General features: G+C 27.0%; 15 protein-coding genes. All 15 read right to left on the bottom strand.

Translation table 11 applies throughout. The features are described from left to right. Positions 1-42: 42 nt before the first annotated feature. Positions 43-1,359, bottom strand: a complete 1,317-nt coding sequence (gene tilS / locus ABNS14_RS01435) for a tRNA lysidine(34) synthetase TilS (protein ID WP_348666594.1) — start codon at positions 1,357-1,359, stop codon at positions 43-45. Between the two features lie 190 nt (positions 1,360-1,549). Next, positions 1,550-2,509, bottom strand: a complete 960-nt coding sequence (gene accA, locus ABNS14_RS01430; protein WP_348666593.1) for an acetyl-CoA carboxylase carboxyl transferase subunit alpha — start codon at positions 2,507-2,509, stop codon at positions 1,550-1,552. Between the two features lie 10 nt (positions 2,510-2,519). Further along, on the bottom strand, positions 2,520-6,014 hold the full coding sequence (dnaE, locus tag ABNS14_RS01425; protein WP_348666592.1) for a DNA polymerase III subunit alpha: 3,495 nt from the start codon (positions 6,012-6,014) through the stop codon (positions 2,520-2,522). Positions 6,015-6,297: 283 nt separating this feature from the next. Then, positions 6,298-7,470, bottom strand: coding sequence for a lipid-A-disaccharide synthase (gene lpxB / locus ABNS14_RS01420; protein ID WP_348666591.1), 1,173 nt, complete (start codon positions 7,468-7,470; stop codon positions 6,298-6,300). A gap of 24 nt (positions 7,471-7,494) precedes the next feature. After that, entirely contained in the window at positions 7,495-8,304 is an 810-nt protein-coding gene (gene lpxA, locus ABNS14_RS01415; protein ID WP_348666590.1) for an acyl-ACP--UDP-N-acetylglucosamine O-acyltransferase, read from the bottom strand. Position 8,305: 1 nt separating this feature from the next. Continuing rightward, positions 8,306-8,758 (bottom strand): 3-hydroxyacyl-ACP dehydratase FabZ, encoded by a 453-nt coding sequence (gene fabZ / locus ABNS14_RS01410; RefSeq protein WP_348666589.1) that lies wholly within the window; start codon positions 8,756-8,758, stop codon positions 8,306-8,308. A 120-nt stretch (positions 8,759-8,878) separates the two neighbouring features. Further along, positions 8,879-9,904 (bottom strand): UDP-3-O-(3-hydroxymyristoyl)glucosamine N-acyltransferase, encoded by a 1,026-nt coding sequence (gene lpxD, locus ABNS14_RS01405; RefSeq protein WP_348666588.1) that lies wholly within the window; start codon positions 9,902-9,904, stop codon positions 8,879-8,881. A gap of 3 nt (positions 9,905-9,907) precedes the next feature. Beyond that, positions 9,908-10,399, bottom strand: coding sequence for an OmpH family outer membrane protein (locus ABNS14_RS01400; RefSeq protein ID WP_348666587.1), 492 nt, complete (start codon positions 10,397-10,399; stop codon positions 9,908-9,910). Between the two features lie 66 nt (positions 10,400-10,465). Further along, positions 10,466-12,874: an outer membrane protein assembly factor BamA gene (gene bamA, locus ABNS14_RS01395; RefSeq protein ID WP_348666586.1), complete on the bottom strand. Its 2,409-nt coding sequence runs from the start codon at positions 12,872-12,874 to the stop codon at positions 10,466-10,468. Between the two features lie 35 nt (positions 12,875-12,909). Further along, on the bottom strand, positions 12,910-14,268 hold the full coding sequence (rseP, locus tag ABNS14_RS01390) for a sigma E protease regulator RseP (protein ID WP_348666585.1): 1,359 nt from the start codon (positions 14,266-14,268) through the stop codon (positions 12,910-12,912). Between the two features lie 13 nt (positions 14,269-14,281). After that, a complete protein-coding gene (locus ABNS14_RS01385) occupies positions 14,282-15,139 on the bottom strand; it encodes a phosphatidate cytidylyltransferase (protein WP_348666584.1) in 858 nt (285 codons plus the stop codon). Positions 15,140-15,154: 15 nt separating this feature from the next. Continuing rightward, entirely contained in the window at positions 15,155-15,910 is a 756-nt protein-coding gene (gene uppS, locus ABNS14_RS01380) for a polyprenyl diphosphate synthase (protein WP_348666583.1), read from the bottom strand. 1,359 nt (positions 15,911-17,269) lie between these two features. Further along, positions 17,270-18,466, bottom strand: coding sequence for a 1-deoxy-D-xylulose-5-phosphate reductoisomerase (ispC, locus tag ABNS14_RS01375; protein WP_348666582.1), 1,197 nt, complete (start codon positions 18,464-18,466; stop codon positions 17,270-17,272). Between the two features lie 180 nt (positions 18,467-18,646). Next, positions 18,647-19,204 (bottom strand): ribosome recycling factor, encoded by a 558-nt coding sequence (gene frr / locus ABNS14_RS01370; RefSeq protein WP_348666581.1) that lies wholly within the window; start codon positions 19,202-19,204, stop codon positions 18,647-18,649. Positions 19,205-19,318: 114 nt separating this feature from the next. Beyond that, a complete protein-coding gene (pyrH, locus tag ABNS14_RS01365) occupies positions 19,319-20,047 on the bottom strand; it encodes a UMP kinase (protein WP_348666580.1) in 729 nt (242 codons plus the stop codon). Positions 20,048-20,243: the final 196 nt, after the last annotated feature.

Genomic DNA, 20,243 nt, shown 5'->3' with positions numbered 1-20,243 from the left:
TTTTAGAAATACCACATACATAAAAAAATATTCAAATAAAGTTTATTCTTTTATTAAATTCAGCTTAAGTTCTACCCCATCAATACACCTCCCTTCTTCTGTAACAAAAACATTAACAGCTGTAATAAGTACATCATTATAATAAATCAAAGGAATTCTTTTTCTTAACCAAGGCGCAATACCTAATTCCTGCCATAATTTTTTACTTTTTCTAGAATGTTGACGTCCAATAATTTTAATATTTCCTTTTATTCCAAATCGAACAGTAACTTCTTCATCAAAAAATGGAAAACGAAAACCGATTCCATGATTTGTAATCATTAAGGTACCTAAATTATCAGGCAATATAAGAGGTCTAGAAAGATGCCATGGTAAACAAATATTGCTAATATCTTTGAATTTTGGCAAAATCCATAACTTTTTTTGAAAACGACGAATAACATTTTTTTTTAAAACAAATTCTGGTTTTGCATCATTTCTCGCACATATTACTTCTTGCCAAATTATATGTAATTGAAGACAGGAAGGCATTAAAATTTTATGCAAACGAAACCAACGTCGTAATATCGCATTACGCTTAATTTTAGAATAACTAACCAAATCGTTTATTTTTAATGCTCCTTCATTTGTAATTAAACGTAAACAACAATCTTCTAAAAATTCATTTAACAAAGCTTCTTGTTCTGCACACAAACTAGCACTTCTAAAAACCGCATGAGAAAAATTAGGCCATCTCTTACAAAAATGTGGAATAATACGTAACCTTAAAAAATTACGATCATAAAATTCATTTTGATTACTATCATCTTCTATCCAATAAAGTAATTTTTTTTTTGCATATAATTCTAATTCTTTACGACTAAAAGATAATAATGGTCTTATTAAATAAGTATGAAAAAATGGCATAGAAACTGGCATAGAAGATAACCCAGTTGGCCCACTACCACGTTTTAATGCTAATAAAAAAGTTTCAACTTGATCATCTAAATGATGTGCCGTTAACAAAACTTCTTTTTGTAATAATATTTTACGAAATGCTTGATATCGAGCAATACGTGCTCCTCCTTCTATACCATGTTTAATTGAATCTATATGAATAGATTGTGAATAAAATTCTACTTTCCAATTTAAACATATTTTTTTACAATGAATTAACCAATTATCAGCTTTATAATTAATTCCATGATGAATATAAAGCGCACGAATATTTAAATTAGGGTTTATGATTTCACGTAATCTTACTAATGCATGTAATAATACCGTTGAATCTAATCCACCGCTAAAACCTACTAATAGATTTTCGATAGAACCAAGATTCTTAATAATTTTTTTTAAAAATATTATTTCATTAACAAACATAATTATTTGAAGAAAATTATCTAAAATGATTTCATCACATTAAAGAATTAAATTACCCTTTCAATTTTTTTCAAAAAAAAATCATATTTTATTATTTTATAATAATTCACTGTTAAAATATGAACAAAATGTAATCAATTATTTTTTTAAATCATTTATAAATTTAAAAATAAATTATTAATATTTAAATTTAACAATAACCATATTCCATTAAACGTTGATAACGATAATTCTTTAAATCTTCAGGAGTCAGTAAATCGATATCCTTTAAGTCATCTAAAATACGATTTTTAAGATTATTAGCAATTTGCGTATAATTTCGATGTGCACCACCAAGTGGTTCTTCAACAATATTATCAATAAGTTTAAGTACTTTTAAACGAGAAGCTGTAATTCCCATTGCTTCAGCTGCCACTGGAGCTTTTTCAACAGTTTTCCAAAGAATAGAAGCACAACCTTCTGGAGAAATAACAGAATAAGTGCTATATTGTAGCATATTAACTTTATCCCCTACTCCAATTGCTAATGCACCACCAGAACCTCCTTCTCCAATAACTGTACAAATAATAGGAACAGAAAATTGAGACATTTCACATAAATTACTTGCAATTGCATTAGACTGACCACGTTCTTCAGCACCAACACCAGGATAAGCACCAGGTGTATCAATAAAAGTAATAATAGGTAAATTAAAACGCTCAGCAATTTTCATTAATCGCAAAGCTTTACGATATCCTTCTGGTGCTGGCATGCCAAAATTTCTTCGAATTTTTTCTTTTATTTCACGTCCTTTTTGATGACCAACAATCATTACTGGACGTCCATTTAATCGAGCTAAACCACCAACAATTGCTTTATCATCAGCATAAGCGCGATCACCAGCTAATTCGTAAAAATGAGTAAATATATGTTGAACATAGTCCAAAGTATAAGGTCTCATTGGATGACGAGCTAGTTGAGAAATTTGCCAAGCACACAAATTAGAAAAAATTTTTTTAGTCAGTTCTACACTTTTTTCATGTAATTTAGCAATCTCTTCATCTAAATCAATATCTAATTTGGTATCTTGACGATTTACTGTCATTAAAGAATTAATTTTTTCTTCTAAATCAACAATTGGTTGTTCAAAATCTAAAAAATTAAGGGTCATAAATTTCCTATTAATCAAATTTTAATTCAATATTCTGATTACTTAAAAACATTCTTAATTCACTTAAAAGATGATCTGTAGGAATAACATGCCAAGTAAAAACTAAATTTAATTTAGCGCGACCTTCTTTCTTTTGATGATTATTATCATAAAGATAAACTGGAACTTTACCTGAACAATAAGGTTCTAATATTCTATTAAGATTTTTTAACAATTCTTCACTAGAAGTTATTTTTTCTTTTAATAAAATACAAATACTTTTTAAATATTTTTCTCGTGCTTGACTAAGTTCGATTAATTTGTAAACAGACATTTTGCAAAAACCATGAAAATTATCAAAACTAATTTTTCCTGTAGCAATTAGTATTTTGTTTTTTTCTACCAAATGCTTATATTTTTGTAACACATCTGAAAAAAGTATTATATCTAAACGTCCAGAACAATCATCCAAAGTACATATGCTTATTTTATCAGAATTTTTAGTGGTAATAATCTTAACTTTCGATACTAAACCAACCACTGTTGATGTCTTTCCATTAAGAGATGGAGTAACATCTTTTAAACGTAATCCAGTAATATAACGTTTAATTTCTGATAAATAAGCATTAATAGGATGCCCAGTTAAATAAAAACCTAAACTTTCACGCTCATTTTCTAATAAAAGATTTTCATTCCATTTAGGTATATTATCATATGTTTTTTTTATAGCTTCAGGATCTTCAATTAATTTACCAAACATATCACTTTGTCCAATAGCATCTGCTTTAGCATGTTGATCAGCTATTTTAAATGCATCTTTTAATGCAAACATTAATTCTGCACGATGTTGACCTAAATGATCACAAGCACCTGACATAATTAATTTCTCCATTACTCTACGGTTAAGTTTTTGAGTACCAATTCGTTTACAAAAATCAAAAATTTCTTTAAAATAACCATCTTTTTCACGAGATTTAATAATAGCTTCTACTGGAACTTCACCAATACCCTTAATTCCACCTATTCCATAAAGAATTTCATTATTTTCATTAACATGAAAATTATACAATCCAGTATTAATATCAGGTGGTAAAACTTTTAACTTCATACGCCAACATTCATCAATTAAAGTAACTATTTTATCAGTATTATCCATATCTGCAGTTAGAACAGCTGCCATAAATTCAGCTGGATAATGTGTTTTTAACCACAGTGTTTGATAAGAAACTAAGGCATAAGCAGTAGAATGTGATTTATTAAAACCATAACCGGCAAATTTTTCTAACAAATTAAAAATTTTCATTCCTAACTTTTTATCAATACCATTTTTGATTATTCCTTTCTTAAAAATAAATCGCTGCTTAACCATTTCTTCTGGTTTTTTCTTGCTCATTGCTCGACGTAACATATCTGCTTCAGCTAAGGTATAACCAGCAAGTACTTGAGCAATTTTCATCACTTGTTCTTGATAAAGAATAATACCATATGTAGATTCTAAAATTGGTTTTAATAACTCATGTTGCCATAAAACATCAGGATAAGAAATTTTTTCTCTTCCATGCTTACGATTAATAAAATTATCAACCATTCCTGATTGTAATGGACCAGGACGAAAAAGTGCAATTAAAGCAATCATATCATTAAAAGAATCTGGTCGTAATCTTTTAATTAAATCTTTCATTCCATTAGATTCTAATTGAAATACTGCTGTTGTTTCCCCTTTACGCAACAAATCGAAACACCTTTCATCATCCAATGGAATACTGTTTATATCAATACTTTTTAATTTTTTTTGAAATCGACGATCATTAATCATTTTTAATGCCCACTTGATTATAGTCAATGTTCTAAGACCAAGAAAGTCAAATTTCACTAAACCTACATATTCAACATCATTCTTATCAAATTGTGTAAGTGGATTTTTTCCTTCTGAATCACAATATAATGGTGTAAAATCTGTGATTTTTGTAGGTGCAATAACTACACCCCCAGCATGTTTACCAGCATTACGAGTTATACCTTCGAGTTTACAAGCAATATCTATTAATTCCTTTACTTCCTCTTCTTGGTTATAAATTTCTTGCAGTTGTGGCTCTAAAACTAATGCTTTTTTTATAGTAATACCATGTTCAAAAGGAACCAATTTAGAAATCCGATTAACAAAACTATATGAATAACCGAGCACCCTACCTACATCTCGAATTGCGCCTTTTGCTGCCATTGTACCAAAAGTAATAATTTGTGAAACCGCGTCGCGACCATACATTTGTGCAACATGATCAATGACTTGATCACGTTTTTCCATACAAAAATCTATATCGAAATCTGGCATAGAAATACGCTCAAGATTTAGAAAACGTTCAAATAATAAATCAAATTTTAAAGGATCTAAATCAGTAATTTTTAATGAATATGCTACTAATGAACCAGCACCTGAACCACGACCGGGGCCAACAGGAATATTATTATCTTTTGCCCATTGAATAAACTCCATTACAATAAGAAAATAACCAGGAAAACCCATTTCATTAATTACTTTTAATTCAGTATTTAAACGTTTGATATATTTAAGTCTTTTTTTATCTCTCTTTTTTTTGTCTGGATATAAAAAATTTAAACGTTTTTCAAGACCAATGTTAGCATATCGAATCAAAAAATCCTTTGTATCCATATCACCTGTAGGGAATTTTGGCAAAAAATATTCACCTAACCGAATAATCACATTACAACGCTTAGCAATTTCAACACTATTTCTAAGTGCTGCAGGGATATCAGAAAATAATTCAACCATTTCTTCTTCATTACGTAAATATTGTTGAGGGCTATAATTTTTAGATCGTTTTGAATCAGATAAAGTAATACCATTATGAATAGCGACACGTATTTCATGTACTGAAAAATCATCACTATTCATAAATCTTACATTATTTGTAGCAACTACTGGTATACCTGTTTTTTCTGCTAAATTCACAGCTTGATACAAATAATTTTCTTCATTAGGTAATCCTGTTCTAATAAGTTCTAAATAATAATTATTATGAAAATAAGTTTGATAAAACTCCAAACACTTCTCAAGTAGTTTTGTATTTTTACGTAATAAACATTTACCAACATCTCCCATACAAGCACCAGAAAGTAATAATAATCCTTCTTTATGTGCAATCAACCATTCTCTTTTTATTGTTGGACCAATTACTCCATAACCTTTTTGATAAGCTGCAGAAATAAGTAATATTAAGTTATGGTAACCTTTATTATTTTTAACAAGAATCGTTAAATGTGTAATTTCACCACCTAATAATTCATTTTCTACATAAAAATCAGCTCCAATAATTGGTTTTACTCCAAAATTATGTGCAGTAACATAAAATTTTACCAATCCATATAAATTAGTGAAATCAGTTATTGCTAATGCTGGCATACCCAATTCTGCTACTTTATGAATTAATGCATCAATTTTTATTAATCCATCTATAATAGAATAATCAGTATGTACACGTAAGTGTACAAAACGTGGTTCAGACATTTTTAATCAGCTCTTATAAATTATTACAAAAAAAATATAAATTCTAATAAAATATCAAAATTTTTTCTGATATTATATTTTTATAAAAAATATTTTACTATAAAATTAATTGATATAAGAATTTTTTATAAAAATAACAATATCGGAGTTTTAATAAGCTAATTGAATTCTGATTAAAAAATCTTTAATGACTAAACTATCACCTTGATACTCTTAATATTTATCTTTTATTTTAAAAAATACGTTTTTATAATAAAAACAAAATATCTGTATTAATAAAAATTCATTTTTTAGTAAGTTCTAAAACAACTTTTGCTAATTTTTCATCATCATTACTACGAATACTTTTATGTAATTCTAAAAATTTCTTCTTTAGTCTTTTAACTGTATTTAAATTAATTAATAAATCTTTAAGTGATTGAGCTAATTTTTTAGGTTGACACCCATATTGTATAAATTCTTGAACTAATTTATCTCCTGCTAATAAATTAGGCAAAGAAATATAAGATGTTTTAATAAAAAATTTTGCTAACCAATAAGTAATTACTTGCATACGATATCCAACTACCATTGGACATTTTGCCAACATACATTCTAATGTAGCTGTCCCTGAAGCTAATAAAGTCACATCTGCAGAAATCATAACTAATAATGCTTGACCTTCTACAATTTCTAATGGCAATTTTACTCCAATTTCTTGATAAATAGCTTCAAATTTATCACGACATTTTTTATTAACCAAAGGAACCAAAATTTTTAATTTTGGAAATTCTTGAATTAAAATTTCTGCAGCATATAAAAAATCTTTAGTTAACATTTCAACTTCAGCACACCGACTACCGGGTAAAATAGCTAAATATTTAGCATCATTAGGTATTTTTAATTGTAATCGTGCATTTTTTTTATTAGGTTTTAAAGGTATATTATTGGCCATTGTATGACCTATTAAATAACAAGGTATCTTATAATAATCATAAATTTTTTTTTCAAAAGGTAAAAAAGCGAGTACCAAATCTGTAGATTTTCCTATTTTAAAAATACGACGTTTTCGCCATGCCCAAAAAGAAGGGCTGACATAATGAATAGTTTTTATACCGTTTTTTTTTAATTTTTTTTCAAGAGATATATTAAAATCAGGTGAATCTATACCAATAAAAATATCAGGTTGTAATTTCAAAAAACGTTTAATTAAATCAGATCGAATTTTTAATAATCTAGGCAATCTTGCAAAAATTTCAACAATCCCCATAACAGAAAGTTCTTCTATTTCATACCATGATTGACAACCTTCTTTTTTCATTAATGGACCTGCAATTCCAATAAAACGTATATGAGGTATGTGTGCTTTTAGTGTACGAATAAGAGATGCACCAAGAATATCCCCTGATATTTCTCCTGCAACAAGACCAATAATTAAAGGTCTTGCTTGAATTGAAAAATGACGACTATTCGTCATAAAATTCTCCTATTCAAGTATTTCTTAACGAATAATTCCACGATTTGACTGTGCAGAATACTCTAAAAAATCATTCAATATTTTTATATATTGATTTTCTTTTCCTAATTCTGATAATATATCACGAGCTTCATCTAATGATTTACCACAACGATAAAGAATTTTATATGCATATTTTATAGCATGTAATGATTCTTTATCAAAACCACGACGTCTTAAACCTTTAATATTAACACCATAAGGTGTAGCATGATTACCTTGTGCAATAATATAAGGTGGAACATCTTTTGAAACTCCTGAACAACCACCAACCATTACATGAGTACCAATTTGACAAAATTGGTGTACTGCACTCATACCACCAATAATAGCATAATCATCTAATTTAACATGACCACCAAGTGTACCATTATTAGCAATAATACAATAATTTCCTAACAAACAATCATGAGCAATATGAGTATTTATCATTAACAAATTATCACTGCCTATTTTGGTTAAACTACCACCTTGTATAGTACCACGATGAATAGTAGAACTTTCTCTAATACAATTACGATCACCAATTTCGACACGAGTTTGCTCACCTTTATACTTCAGATCTTGATTAACTTCACCTATAGTAACAAACTGAAAAATTTGATTATTACAACCAATTTTAGTTCCCCCATTTATGATTACATGAGATTTTAGTTTAGTATGTGCACCAATTACAACCTGAGATCCAATATAACAAAACGGACCGATATAAACATTTTCATCGATAATCGCACCTTCTTCAACAATAGAAGAAGGATGAATAACCGCTGTTTTATTAATAGTATCAGTCCTCATTTTATACTTCCTGACTTCTAGCACACATCATTGTCGCTTCACAAACAATTTTTCCATCTACTTTTGCTATACCATTAAAACGTGTTAAACCACGCTTAGTTTTTACAAACGTTACATCAAAAATCATTTGATCGCCAGGTTGTACTGGATATTTAAATCTTGCTTCATCAATGCCAGCAAAGTAATAAAGTTCACCAGGTTTTAATTTTCCAACACTCTTAAAAGCTAAAATACCAGCAGCTTGTGCCATTGCCTCCAAAATTAATACTCCTGGAAATATTGGCTTACCTGGAAAATGACCTTGAAAAAAAGGTTCATTAAAAGATACACTTTTAACCGCACGCAAAAATTTACCTTTTTCAAAATCTAAGACACGATCTACTAATAAAAAAGGGTACCGATGCGGCAATAAACCTAAAATTTCTTCTATATCCAGAGTATGTTTATAACTCATAGAAAAGACTCTTCTTGTTTATATTTTTAACATTATATACATAAAATACAAACTCTGTTTAAACACTAAAGTATGTTATTCTACAAAGCGTAATTAACACATTAAAACAAGTATATTCAATCATTTTTTATTTAAAAGTTTACGTTCTAACATTTTAAATCGTTTAACTATTGAATGAATATTCATAATTAACACCGCTGTTTTTCGCCAAATCTTATTAGGCTGTAATGGAATACCAGAAGAATATATACCAGGCTTATTAATTGAACGTATAACCATTCCCATACCAGTAATGGTGACTTTATCACAAATTTCTATATGTCCATTAATAACACTACCACCACCAATCATACAATATTTACCTATTTTTAAACTCCCTGCCATAATAACACCACCAGCAATGGCTGTATGATCACCAATGATAACATTGTGCGCAATCTGACATTGATTATCAATAATAACCCCATTTCCAATAATTGTATCATCTAGTGCACCACGATCAATTGTAGTGCCAGCTCCAATTTCAACGTTATTACCAATAATAACTGCACCTAATTGAGGAATTTTTATCCATTTCAAATCTTCATGTGCATAACCGAAACCATCTGATCCAATCACTACACTTGATTGAATTAAACATTTTTCTCCTATCTTAACATTATGATAAACAGAAACATTTGCCCATAAACTAGTAAAATTCCCAATTTTAACATTTTTACCAATAAAACAATTTGCCCCGATAATAACCTGATCACCTAATATCACACCTGATTCGATAACTGTATTAGCACCAATAGCAACATTTTTACCAAAAATAACATTTTGAGAAAAAACAGAAGAAGGATGGATATTATGAGCAGGTTTAGGAGTATTATCTAAAAATTGAGCTAAACGAGCATAAGCAAGATAAGGATCATTAACAACTAATGCTGCTATTTTAGCATTTGATAAATAATCTTTTTTTAACACTACAGCAGAAGCTTGACATTTTTTTAATTGCTTAAGATATCGACTATTTGACAAAAAAGTAATTTGTCCTTTTTTTGCAAAATGTATAGATGCAAGACCTGTAATAATTATATCACCATCACCATATAATTGCGCGTCTAATTGCTGAGCTAAATCAGCTAAGCGAATAGAACACATCTATTATTTCACCTTGTTAAGAACTAAATCGGTAATATTTTTAAGATTAAGACCCTCTTTCAGATACATAACCTCATTAATATCAAATATAACATCATACTTTTCTTTTTCAGCAACTACTTTAGTTGCCATTTTTATACTTTTTAATATTTTTGCATGTTCTTCTTGTCGACGACGTTGATTATTCCTTTCGAATTGTTCTGCTTTTTTAAGAAAATCGGTTCGCTTTACTTCAAATTTTTTAAGATCCTGCTCATTTGGTTTTATTGTACTTTTTTGAAATTGTTCGACATGAAACTGTAAATCTTTTTCCATATTTTGTAATTCATTAGCTGACCCTTGAAACTCCTTTTCAAGTTGTTTTGAAATAGCTTTCTTTGTTGCTATTTCTTGAAAAATTTTATCAAAATTAATCACAGCAATTTTTTCAGCATAAACGCTACTAGATACAAATAAGATTATACTGAAACCCATTAGACTAAAAAATTTATTCACACTACACTCTCCTTAATTTTCAATTTTTCAAAAATTACAAAAAATAAATAAATCAAATATATATATTCACCATGTTCTACCAATATTAAACTGAAATTCTTCATTTTTATCACCTTTATAATGTTTTAACGGTTTAGCATAAGAAAAAGTTAATGGTCCCAAAGGTGATATCCATTGTAATGCAATCCCTGTTGATACTCGAATATTTGATAATTTACCATAATCAGGCATTCCTACTCTCCAACTAGCTTCTGTATTTCGCCAATGAGAATCCCATACAGTACCGGCATCAACAAAAAAAGATGTTCTAATTAAGTTCAAATTTTTTTCATCAATAAATGGTAATGGGAGAATTAATTCTAATGAAGCTGTTGCTATTGCATTTCCACCAATAGCATCTATTGATGGATTATCAAATTTAGGAATTATTTGACCAGTTAATGAATTTTTTTCAAGATAAATAGCTTTAGGTCCAATATTATTGGACCTAAAACCTCTTACTGTACCTACACCTCCAGCGTAAAAATTCTCATAAAAAGGTAGTTCTTTACCATTAATATCATTACCATAACCAACTTGTGTCCTACCTAATAATATCCATTTAGCATCTTCATCTAATGGATAATACTGAGATGTATCAAATTTAATTTTATAATATTGATTATCTGAACCTGGAATTGTAATTTTACTGTTCAAAGAAATTTTTTTTCCTGATGTAGGGAAAAATCCACGATCTAAATTATTATAAATCCAGCCTAAATCAACACTGATATCATTAACATCATAACATGCTTTATCATTAAAATTTAATATTTCCCCTATACTGGCTAAATAACGCCACATACTTACTTGAGGCTTCATATCAGATAATGAGTTATGAACAAAACTGGTACCAATGCGAAAAATATTATTTTCGTTAAAAGGAAAACTCAAAGTAGTATCAATACCATAAATTTTATTATTGTAATCTGACAAATAAGCATCTTTTGCACTAAAATTATTATAAAATATTCTTCCACTTAAACTAATACCATCCATACTAAAATAAGGATTTGTTAATGATAATTCTCCATAAGTTGAATAATCATTTTTTTTAGCACTCATACTAACTGCATTCCCTGTACCCAACCAATTTTCTTCTTGAATACCTATTTGAAAACTGATACCACTTTCACTTCCGAAACCAATACCAAAATTCATTGCACCAGTATTACGTTCCTTTACCTTATATATTATATCCACTTGATCAGATATATCTGGTACACGTTTAATCTCAACATCAACTTTTTCAAAAAAACCAGTACGTTTTAATCTATTTTGACCTAAAAGAACCAAATCATTACCCAACCAAGCACCTTCCATTTGTCGCATTTCACGACGCAAAACAGAGTCTTTGCTAATATGATTTCCAAGAAAATTAATCTGACGAACATAAAAACGATGACCAGAATCAACATTAATATTGACTTTAAGTGTTTTATTTTTAATATTAATTTTTAGCTCAGTAATAACATTTGGATATGCATAACCATAATGCCCAAGAAGATTTTTGATATTTTTTTCTATTTTTTTGATTGTAGTAGCATTATACAATACATTATTTTCAATTTTTATTAATTTTTTAATTTCATTATAATGTTCTTCTTTATCAACATTTAATTCTATATCTGAAATAATGTATTTATCTCCTTCGGTTATATTTATAGTAATATAAATATTTTTTTTATCAGGTGTTAAACTAATATTGGTAGAATTAATAGTAAATTTTGCATAACCTTTACTAAGATAAAAACTACGTAATGCTTCTAAATCATTAGACAATTTTTCTTGTTGATATTTTTTATCTGAATTAATATTCCACCAAAAAACATCATCTTTTAATTGAAAATATTTCATCAATTCACTTTTACTAAATATTTTATTACCAATAATATTGATATTTTGAATCTTAGCTGAAACTCCTTCAGAAAAAAACAATTTCAAATGTACTTGATTATTTGGTAATATTAAAATAATAGGTTTTATTTTTATATTATACTTACCTATACTATAATAAAAATCTGTAAGCATATTAATAATATTAGTTAAATTTTTTAAATTCATCACCTCCCCAATTCGAATGTTTACAGATTCAAGATTACTTTTAAGAAGGTCAGTTTTTAAAACTTGATTGCCAAAAAATGTAATATTTGCAATAATTGGTCTTTCTTTTAAACGAATAATAAGATTATCTTTGTTACGAAAAATTCTAATATCCTCAAAATTACCAGTTGAAAACAAATCTCGAATAGTGCGATTAATATGATTATTATTAATTGTATCCCCTACTTGAATTGGCATATTTAGTAGTGCAGTATCAAGAGTAATACGTTGCAAACCTTCAAAATATATGTTTTTTATTACAAACCAATCTGAACTGTACGCATAAAAACTAAAAAATAAGAGCAATGTTATAAGTAACTTTTTCATCGTCATTATTATTATAAATATTCCTAACTAATTTCGCTTTATTAAAGACGAGAAAAATCATTGAAAAGTGAAATTCCCATTAACAATATCAATAAAACAGTACCAACACGATAACTTAAATCTTGTATACGTTCAGATACTGGTTCCCCTTTTATTTTTTCAATAATCAAAAAAAGTAAGTGTCCACCATCTAGTACAGGTAAAGGACATAAATTAATAATACCTAAATTAATACTAATTAATGCAATAAACATGAGATAATACACTAATCCAGACTCGGCAGAAAAACCTGCTCCTTTTGCAATAGAAATAGGTCCACTGAGATTAGTCAATTTAATATCACCAGTAAATAATTTACCGATCATATTTACTGTTATTTGTATCAATTGCCAAGTATTATTAATTGCCTGATACAATGCACCAAATAAACCATATTGTTGAATAATTTTGTAATCATTGAGAAGTGGAACAAGTGATAATTCAAATCCGGCAAATCCAACCTTTTGTTTTTTTATGATTTCTTTAACTGTTGGTATTAAAGTTAATTCTCTATTTTTACCCTCTCTTTCAATTGTTAATAACAAGGGAATGTTAGGACTCTTTTCAATAAAGTAGATTAATGGATGCCATACATCTAATACTTGTTCATTTACTTTTATAATTTTATCACCTATTTTTAAACCAGATAATTCTGCTGCTGATCCAGGTTTAATATTACGAATAATAGGTTCTTGTTTAGCACTAACAGGCATCATACCTAAAGATAACACAGGATCTTCTTTTTCTGGATCAAAATGCCAATTGTTTAAATTAATAACTTTTTTTATAGGATCTACATAACCAATAGGTAAAACTTGAATATTTAATTTTTTCTTTCCAATTTTACTAATCAAAGCCATGCGAACAGTATTCCAGTCAGGAGTTTTTATATTATCAATAGATTTGATCTCCATACCAGCTGAAATATTTGCTTGTGCAGCAATAGAATTTGATTGAATATCTGAAATAACAGGACGAACAGACGGTACACCAATCATATACACTAACCAATATGCAAATATTGCCAATAAAAAATTAGCTATTGGTCCAGCACTTACAACAGCAAAACGTTCCATCACAGTTTTATTATTAAATGCTGAATACACATTATTTTTATTTTCTGCAGTAGAAATGATTTCCTTATCTAACATTTTAACATAACCACCTAATGGAATCATAGCAACAACAAATTCTGTACCATAACGATCTACTCTACGCCATATTGTTTTTCCAAAACCAATTGAAAAACGCTCAATATAAATACCGTAAAATCTAGCTACGCAAAAATGCCCAAATTCATGTACAATAATCATTACACCTAATGCAATAACAAATGCAAACAAAGTAAAAAAAAATCCCATAGTATTTATAACCTTATAAAACCAAAAAGAATAATATTAATCCTGCAAAAACAGTTGTAGCCGCTATTAAACTATCTATTCTATCTAATACTCCACCATGTCCTGGAATTAAGTTACTAGTATTTTTTATTCCAGATTGCCTTTTAAACATACTTTCTGTTAAATCACCTAAAATAGCACTAAAAATAATAATACAATTAATTAATAGATTTTTGGATATTACTAAATTAGGAACACAGCAATTAAATAAAAATCCAATAAATCCTGCTGTTACTATACCACCAAACATGCCTTCAAAGGTTTTTGAAGGCGAAATTTTTTCTGCTAATTTATGTTTTCCAAGAAAATATCCAAAAAAATAACCACCGATATCCGTGCTCCAAACTAATAAAATAACATACAAGATTAACCGAGATCCTATAAAAGGATCAATTACATAATTAATACTACGCAATAACAAGCTTCCACAATAAAAAGGCAAAATAGTTAAAATACAAAATAACATTTTTAATATCAAAGAGTCAGACCAAATCCTAACAGAAAGAGGGAAAGTGATAAGTAATATTGTTGCAAATACCCACCAAATTAATCCAATATACAAAATACAAATAATTAAAGGCTCTTTTATTAATTTAGTTAAATCTTGAAATGATAATTGTAATCCCAATAAACTTATGCAAAATACAATAGGAAATATAATTCTTTTAATTGATTTTATCCAACCAAAAAACTGGCACCATTCCCAAATAGTAAGTGAAATAATAAAAATAATGACATAACCAAACAAATCAATAGGTAAGAAAAAAATACCAGTAATAACTAATGGAATTAGTATAATAGCACTAATCATACGAGTATTGAAATTTAACAAAATAAGTCTCTATCTTTATGAATTAATATTATCATTATCATGTGTGGTTTTACCAAATCGTCTTTCACGATGACTAAAAGCTGTAACTGCACTTCTAAAAGCTATTTCATCAAAATCAGGCCAAAGTATATCGGTAAAATAAAATTCAGCATAAGCAATCTGCCATAAAAGAAAATTACTAATGCGATATTCTTTTCCAGTTCTAATCACTAAATCAACCATTGGTTGATCATGTAAACTAATACATTCATTTACTGTTTCTTCGTTAATATTTTCTGGTAATAATATACCTTTTTTAATTTTTTTGGCAATTAAACGCATTCCATGTGTAATATCCCAACGACCACCATAATTTGCTGCAATATTAAGCTGCAAACCAGTATTTTTTTCTGTTACAGAAATTGCATTTTTAATAAGTTTTTTTAATTCAATCTGAAATCTACTTATATCACCAATAATTGTTAATTTAATATTATGTATGTTTAAATTTTGAATTGCATTACCTAAATATCGAGTAAAAAGTTCCATCAAGGCACTTACTTCATTTTCTGGTCGATTCCAATTTTCACTACTGAATGCATAAAGTGTCAAAGATTGAATTTGATTTTCAAGTGCAAATTTTATAGCTTTTTTTACTGCTTCTGTACCTGCAATATGCCCTTTAATTCTTAATTTTCCATGTTTTTTTGCCCACCGACCATTACCATCCATAATAATAGCAACATGCTTAGGTGTTCGATAGTATAAATTATTCTCATATACAAATTTCATAAAAAAGCATTCCTGACCATAAATTAATAAAATTGTTACATGTGATTTTTATGAATAATAAAAATAAGATTACTAAAAATTAAGAAAAAACATATTTATTGATAACTAAAAAAGTATTTTTATTTAAAAAATAAATATATATAAAAATTAAAAATTATAAATAAACTGCATCTATACATATTGCTCACAGAAATCAAAATTAGATATCAAACTATAACTTAAATCTAAATAAAAATGCAGATAATTTCAAAAAAAAATAAATACTAATTAATATCATCAAATATAATTTATATTATATTTAATGATACTATTATCATATTTTTTATACTTTTTTAGTTTTTGCTTTTAAAAAAGTAATATTTATTTAAAATCATAATAATTAATTATTTTATGATTTACAATTTGTATTATTTTGAAATATATTTATTAATTTATTTTTAAAAATACATGCCGTGAATAAAGATTTTATATAATCTTTATCTAATTTTAAAAAAATTAATAAACACTAACAACAATCTTTATTTTTTAAAAAATCAAAATTTTTGTATAAAACTCAAAAAAAAATAATCGACAAAAATATTATCAATTTTTATTATTGATTATTTTTTAATATCATTCAAATACATATTTTAATAATCTTTTTTATAAAAAAAGATAATGTTTTTATCTATTAAACTATTTATTTTAAAAAAATATTAAATATATGTATTCAAAAATACTAGAATTAAATTGATAATTAAATATCACTAATATTTTTATATCTCAAAAATTTATACTTATAAAACATATAAGCTATGATAAAAATATTTCTTAATATAATTTTCTCTAATTATTTTAAAAGTTATAGATTTAATAATACAAAATTTTTATAAATTTTTATATTTTATATATATTATATGACAATTATTAGTTTTTATTAACAATATATACAGAAAAATTATTGATAAAAATTATATTTATTCATTTTTTTAAGTCATAAAAACTATATTTTATAATTCTAAAATTATTATTTAATTTTTAAAAATAAATTATATTGATATTTTTTCTAATATTAAAATATAAATATTATTCTTAAAAAATAATAAAATATGTTTTATGTTTAATTTTTAATTCTTATTTATAAATCTATTTTTTTATAATTCTTATTTATAAATCTATTTTTTTATAAATACAGTCATCACACATAAATAATTAATTAACAATTATTTGTATACTAATTTTATAATTTTAATGTAATATACAATATCTTAATTATAAGAAAATATAAAAAAAATATTATTTCATTCACAGTATACACTATATATTAGTATAATAAAAATGTAATTACATAACGCAGTTTTGATACATAAATAATATTTTTTAACTTGATAAAGTTTTTACATACTCATCAGCTATTTTTCGGGCTTCTTTATCAATTTCCAAAACTGCATCAATACTATCAGGTTCAGAAAAAGTTAATTTTTCTAATATATTTAAATTAACTTTAGCAATATCAGTAAATTGCAGATTACCTGCTAAATATGCAGCAACAGAAATTTCATTAGCAGCATTTAAAACAGTAGTAGCCGCTTGCCCATGACAACAAGCATCAATTGCTAATTTTAAACATGGATAACGTTCATAATCTGGAGACATAAAAGTAAGTGAAGAAATTGTTTTAAAATCAATAGCTTTTGCACCTGAAACAATTCGTTCAGGATAACCCATACTATAAGAAATAGGTATTCTCATATCTGGGACACCTAGCTGTGCAATTATACTCCCATCTTGATAACATACCATGGAATGAATAACAGATTGTGGATGAATAATAACTTCAATTTCTTCATTAGAAGTATTAAAAAAATATCGTACTGCAATATATTCAAAACCTTTATTCATCATAGTAGCTGAATCAACTGAAATTTTTGGCCCCATAGACCAATTAGGATGATTACAAGCTTTATCAGGAGTCATATTCGGAAGATATGAAATAGGAATTTTAAAAAAAGGTCCACCAGACCCTGTTAATATTATTCTGTCAATACTTTGTTTTTTTAAATTAGAAAATCCTAAATTACATTGAACTTCTATTGGCAAACTTTGAAATATTGCATTATGTTCACTATCAATAGGAAGAACATGAGCACCATATTTTCTAATAGCATTAAAAAAAAGTTTTCCACTAGTGATCAACGATTCTTTATTAGCTAATAAGATTCGTTTTCCTTGACGAATAGCAGATAAAGTTGGTAATAATCCAGCTATTCCTGTAATAGCTGACATAACTTGATCTACATCATTAAGTGCAGCTACTTCACAAATTCCTTTTTCTCCAGATAAAACCTCAGTTTTAGATCCTTGGTTATGTAATATTGTTTTTAACTTATTTGCCGATTTTTGATCTGACATCGCAGCATATAGTGGTTTAAACTCCAAACATTGCTGTACCATAATACTAACATTTTTATTTGCAACTAATCCTATTACCTGAAATTTTTCTTGATTTTCTTTAACTACTGATAATGTTGTTTTACCAATTGAACCAGTTGAACCTAAAATGGTTAATTTTATCATTTTATGATATATATGCTCTAATATTATATTTTAATATATTTTAGAAAAAATATGCACTTTATTATTTATTAACACTAAAAAATATTTTATTTAAAGTATAAAATAAGATTTTTATAAAAAATCAAACATTTAAAAAAATATTTGCATAATTTATTTAAAATCAATTTTTTAAATTAATAATTAAAATTTTATTAATTCATCTTCTTTTATATGTAATTCTTCATCAATTTTTTTTATAAAAATATCAGTTAATTTTTGAATATCATTTTGAGCAACACGTTCATTATCTTGAGTAATTTTCTTAGATTTAAGCAAAGACTTAATTTTATCATTAGCCTCACGTCTTATATTACGCACAGAAACTCGCGCATATTCAGCAGAATTACGTACAATTTTTATAAAATTTTTGCGCCTTTCTTCTGTTAATGGTAATAAAGGGACACGAATAATTGTTCCTTTTGAATAGGGATTTAAACCCAGATTTGAGTTAATGATAGCTTTTTCAACTGAAGAAACTAATGTAGAATCAAAAACAGTAATTGCTAATGTACGTGCATCTTCGGCAATAACATTAGCTAATTGTTTTAATGGAGTACTGGATCCATAATATTTTACCATAATACCATCTAATAAAACTGGAGATGCACGACCAGTACGAACTTTATTCATTTGCATTTTTAAAACTTCAATATTTTTTTGCATGCGTGCTTGAGTATCTTGTTTTATTTTATTAATCACATAAGAATCCTTTAAAAAAATAATAATTATTCATTTTACAAAAATAAAATCGATATAATTATTTTTATAAAAATAAGCAAATTATAACCGATACATTTATTGATATATTTTTTACTAATCCTTAGTAATCAAAGTGCCTTCATTTCCACCAACTACGATGCGACGCAAAATACCAGGTTTATTAATATTAAAAATTCGAATTGGTAAATTGTGATCTCTTGCTAAAGTAAATGCAGCTAAATCCATAACTTTCAATTCACGCTCCAAAACATCTTGATAAGTTAACTTATCATAAAAAACTACATTTAAACTTTTTGATGGATCTGAAGAATAAATACCATCTACTTTAGTAGCTTTTAAAGCAATATCAGCTTCAATTTCTATACCTCTTAAACATGCCGCTGAATCTGTTGTAAAAAAAGGATTCCCAGTTCCTGCTGAAAAAATAACAACCTTACCGTTACGAAGTAAGCTAATAGCTTCTAAGCAACTATAATTACTGCAAACACCATTCAATGGTATTGCAGACATCAATTCAGCATTAATAGAGACACGTTGCAGAGCGTCACGCATAGCTAATCCATTTATTACTGTGGCTAACATACCCATGTGATCACCAACAACACGATTCATTCCAGCCTCTGCTAAACCTTCACCCCTAAATAAGTTACCACCACCAATAACAACACCAACCTGTATATTTAATTTTACTAATTCTTTAATTTCATTTGCCATACGATCTAAAACTTTAGCGTCAATACCAAAATTTTTTGAACCTTGCAACACTTCGCCACTAAGCTTAAGTAAAATACGCTGATATACTGGTTTTGTATTAGTAAACATTTTTTTATCCTAAGTAGATAAAAATAAAAAGCAATTTTTTATTTTGAAAGAAAATAAAAAATACTCTTTAGTTTTGAATATATTTTAAAAAAAAATATTTTTAATATTTTAATAAATACTAATCTGACATTTACTGAATTATATATAAGTTATTGTACATTTTATAGCATTTACTAAATAGAAAGTATCACATATG

Source organism: Arsenophonus symbiont of Ornithomya chloropus (genome assembly GCF_964026495.1).
GTDB lineage: Bacteria > Pseudomonadota > Gammaproteobacteria > Enterobacterales > Enterobacteriaceae > Arsenophonus.
Note: the sequence above shows the minus strand (reverse complement) of the source record. Positions and strands in the feature narration are given on the sequence as shown.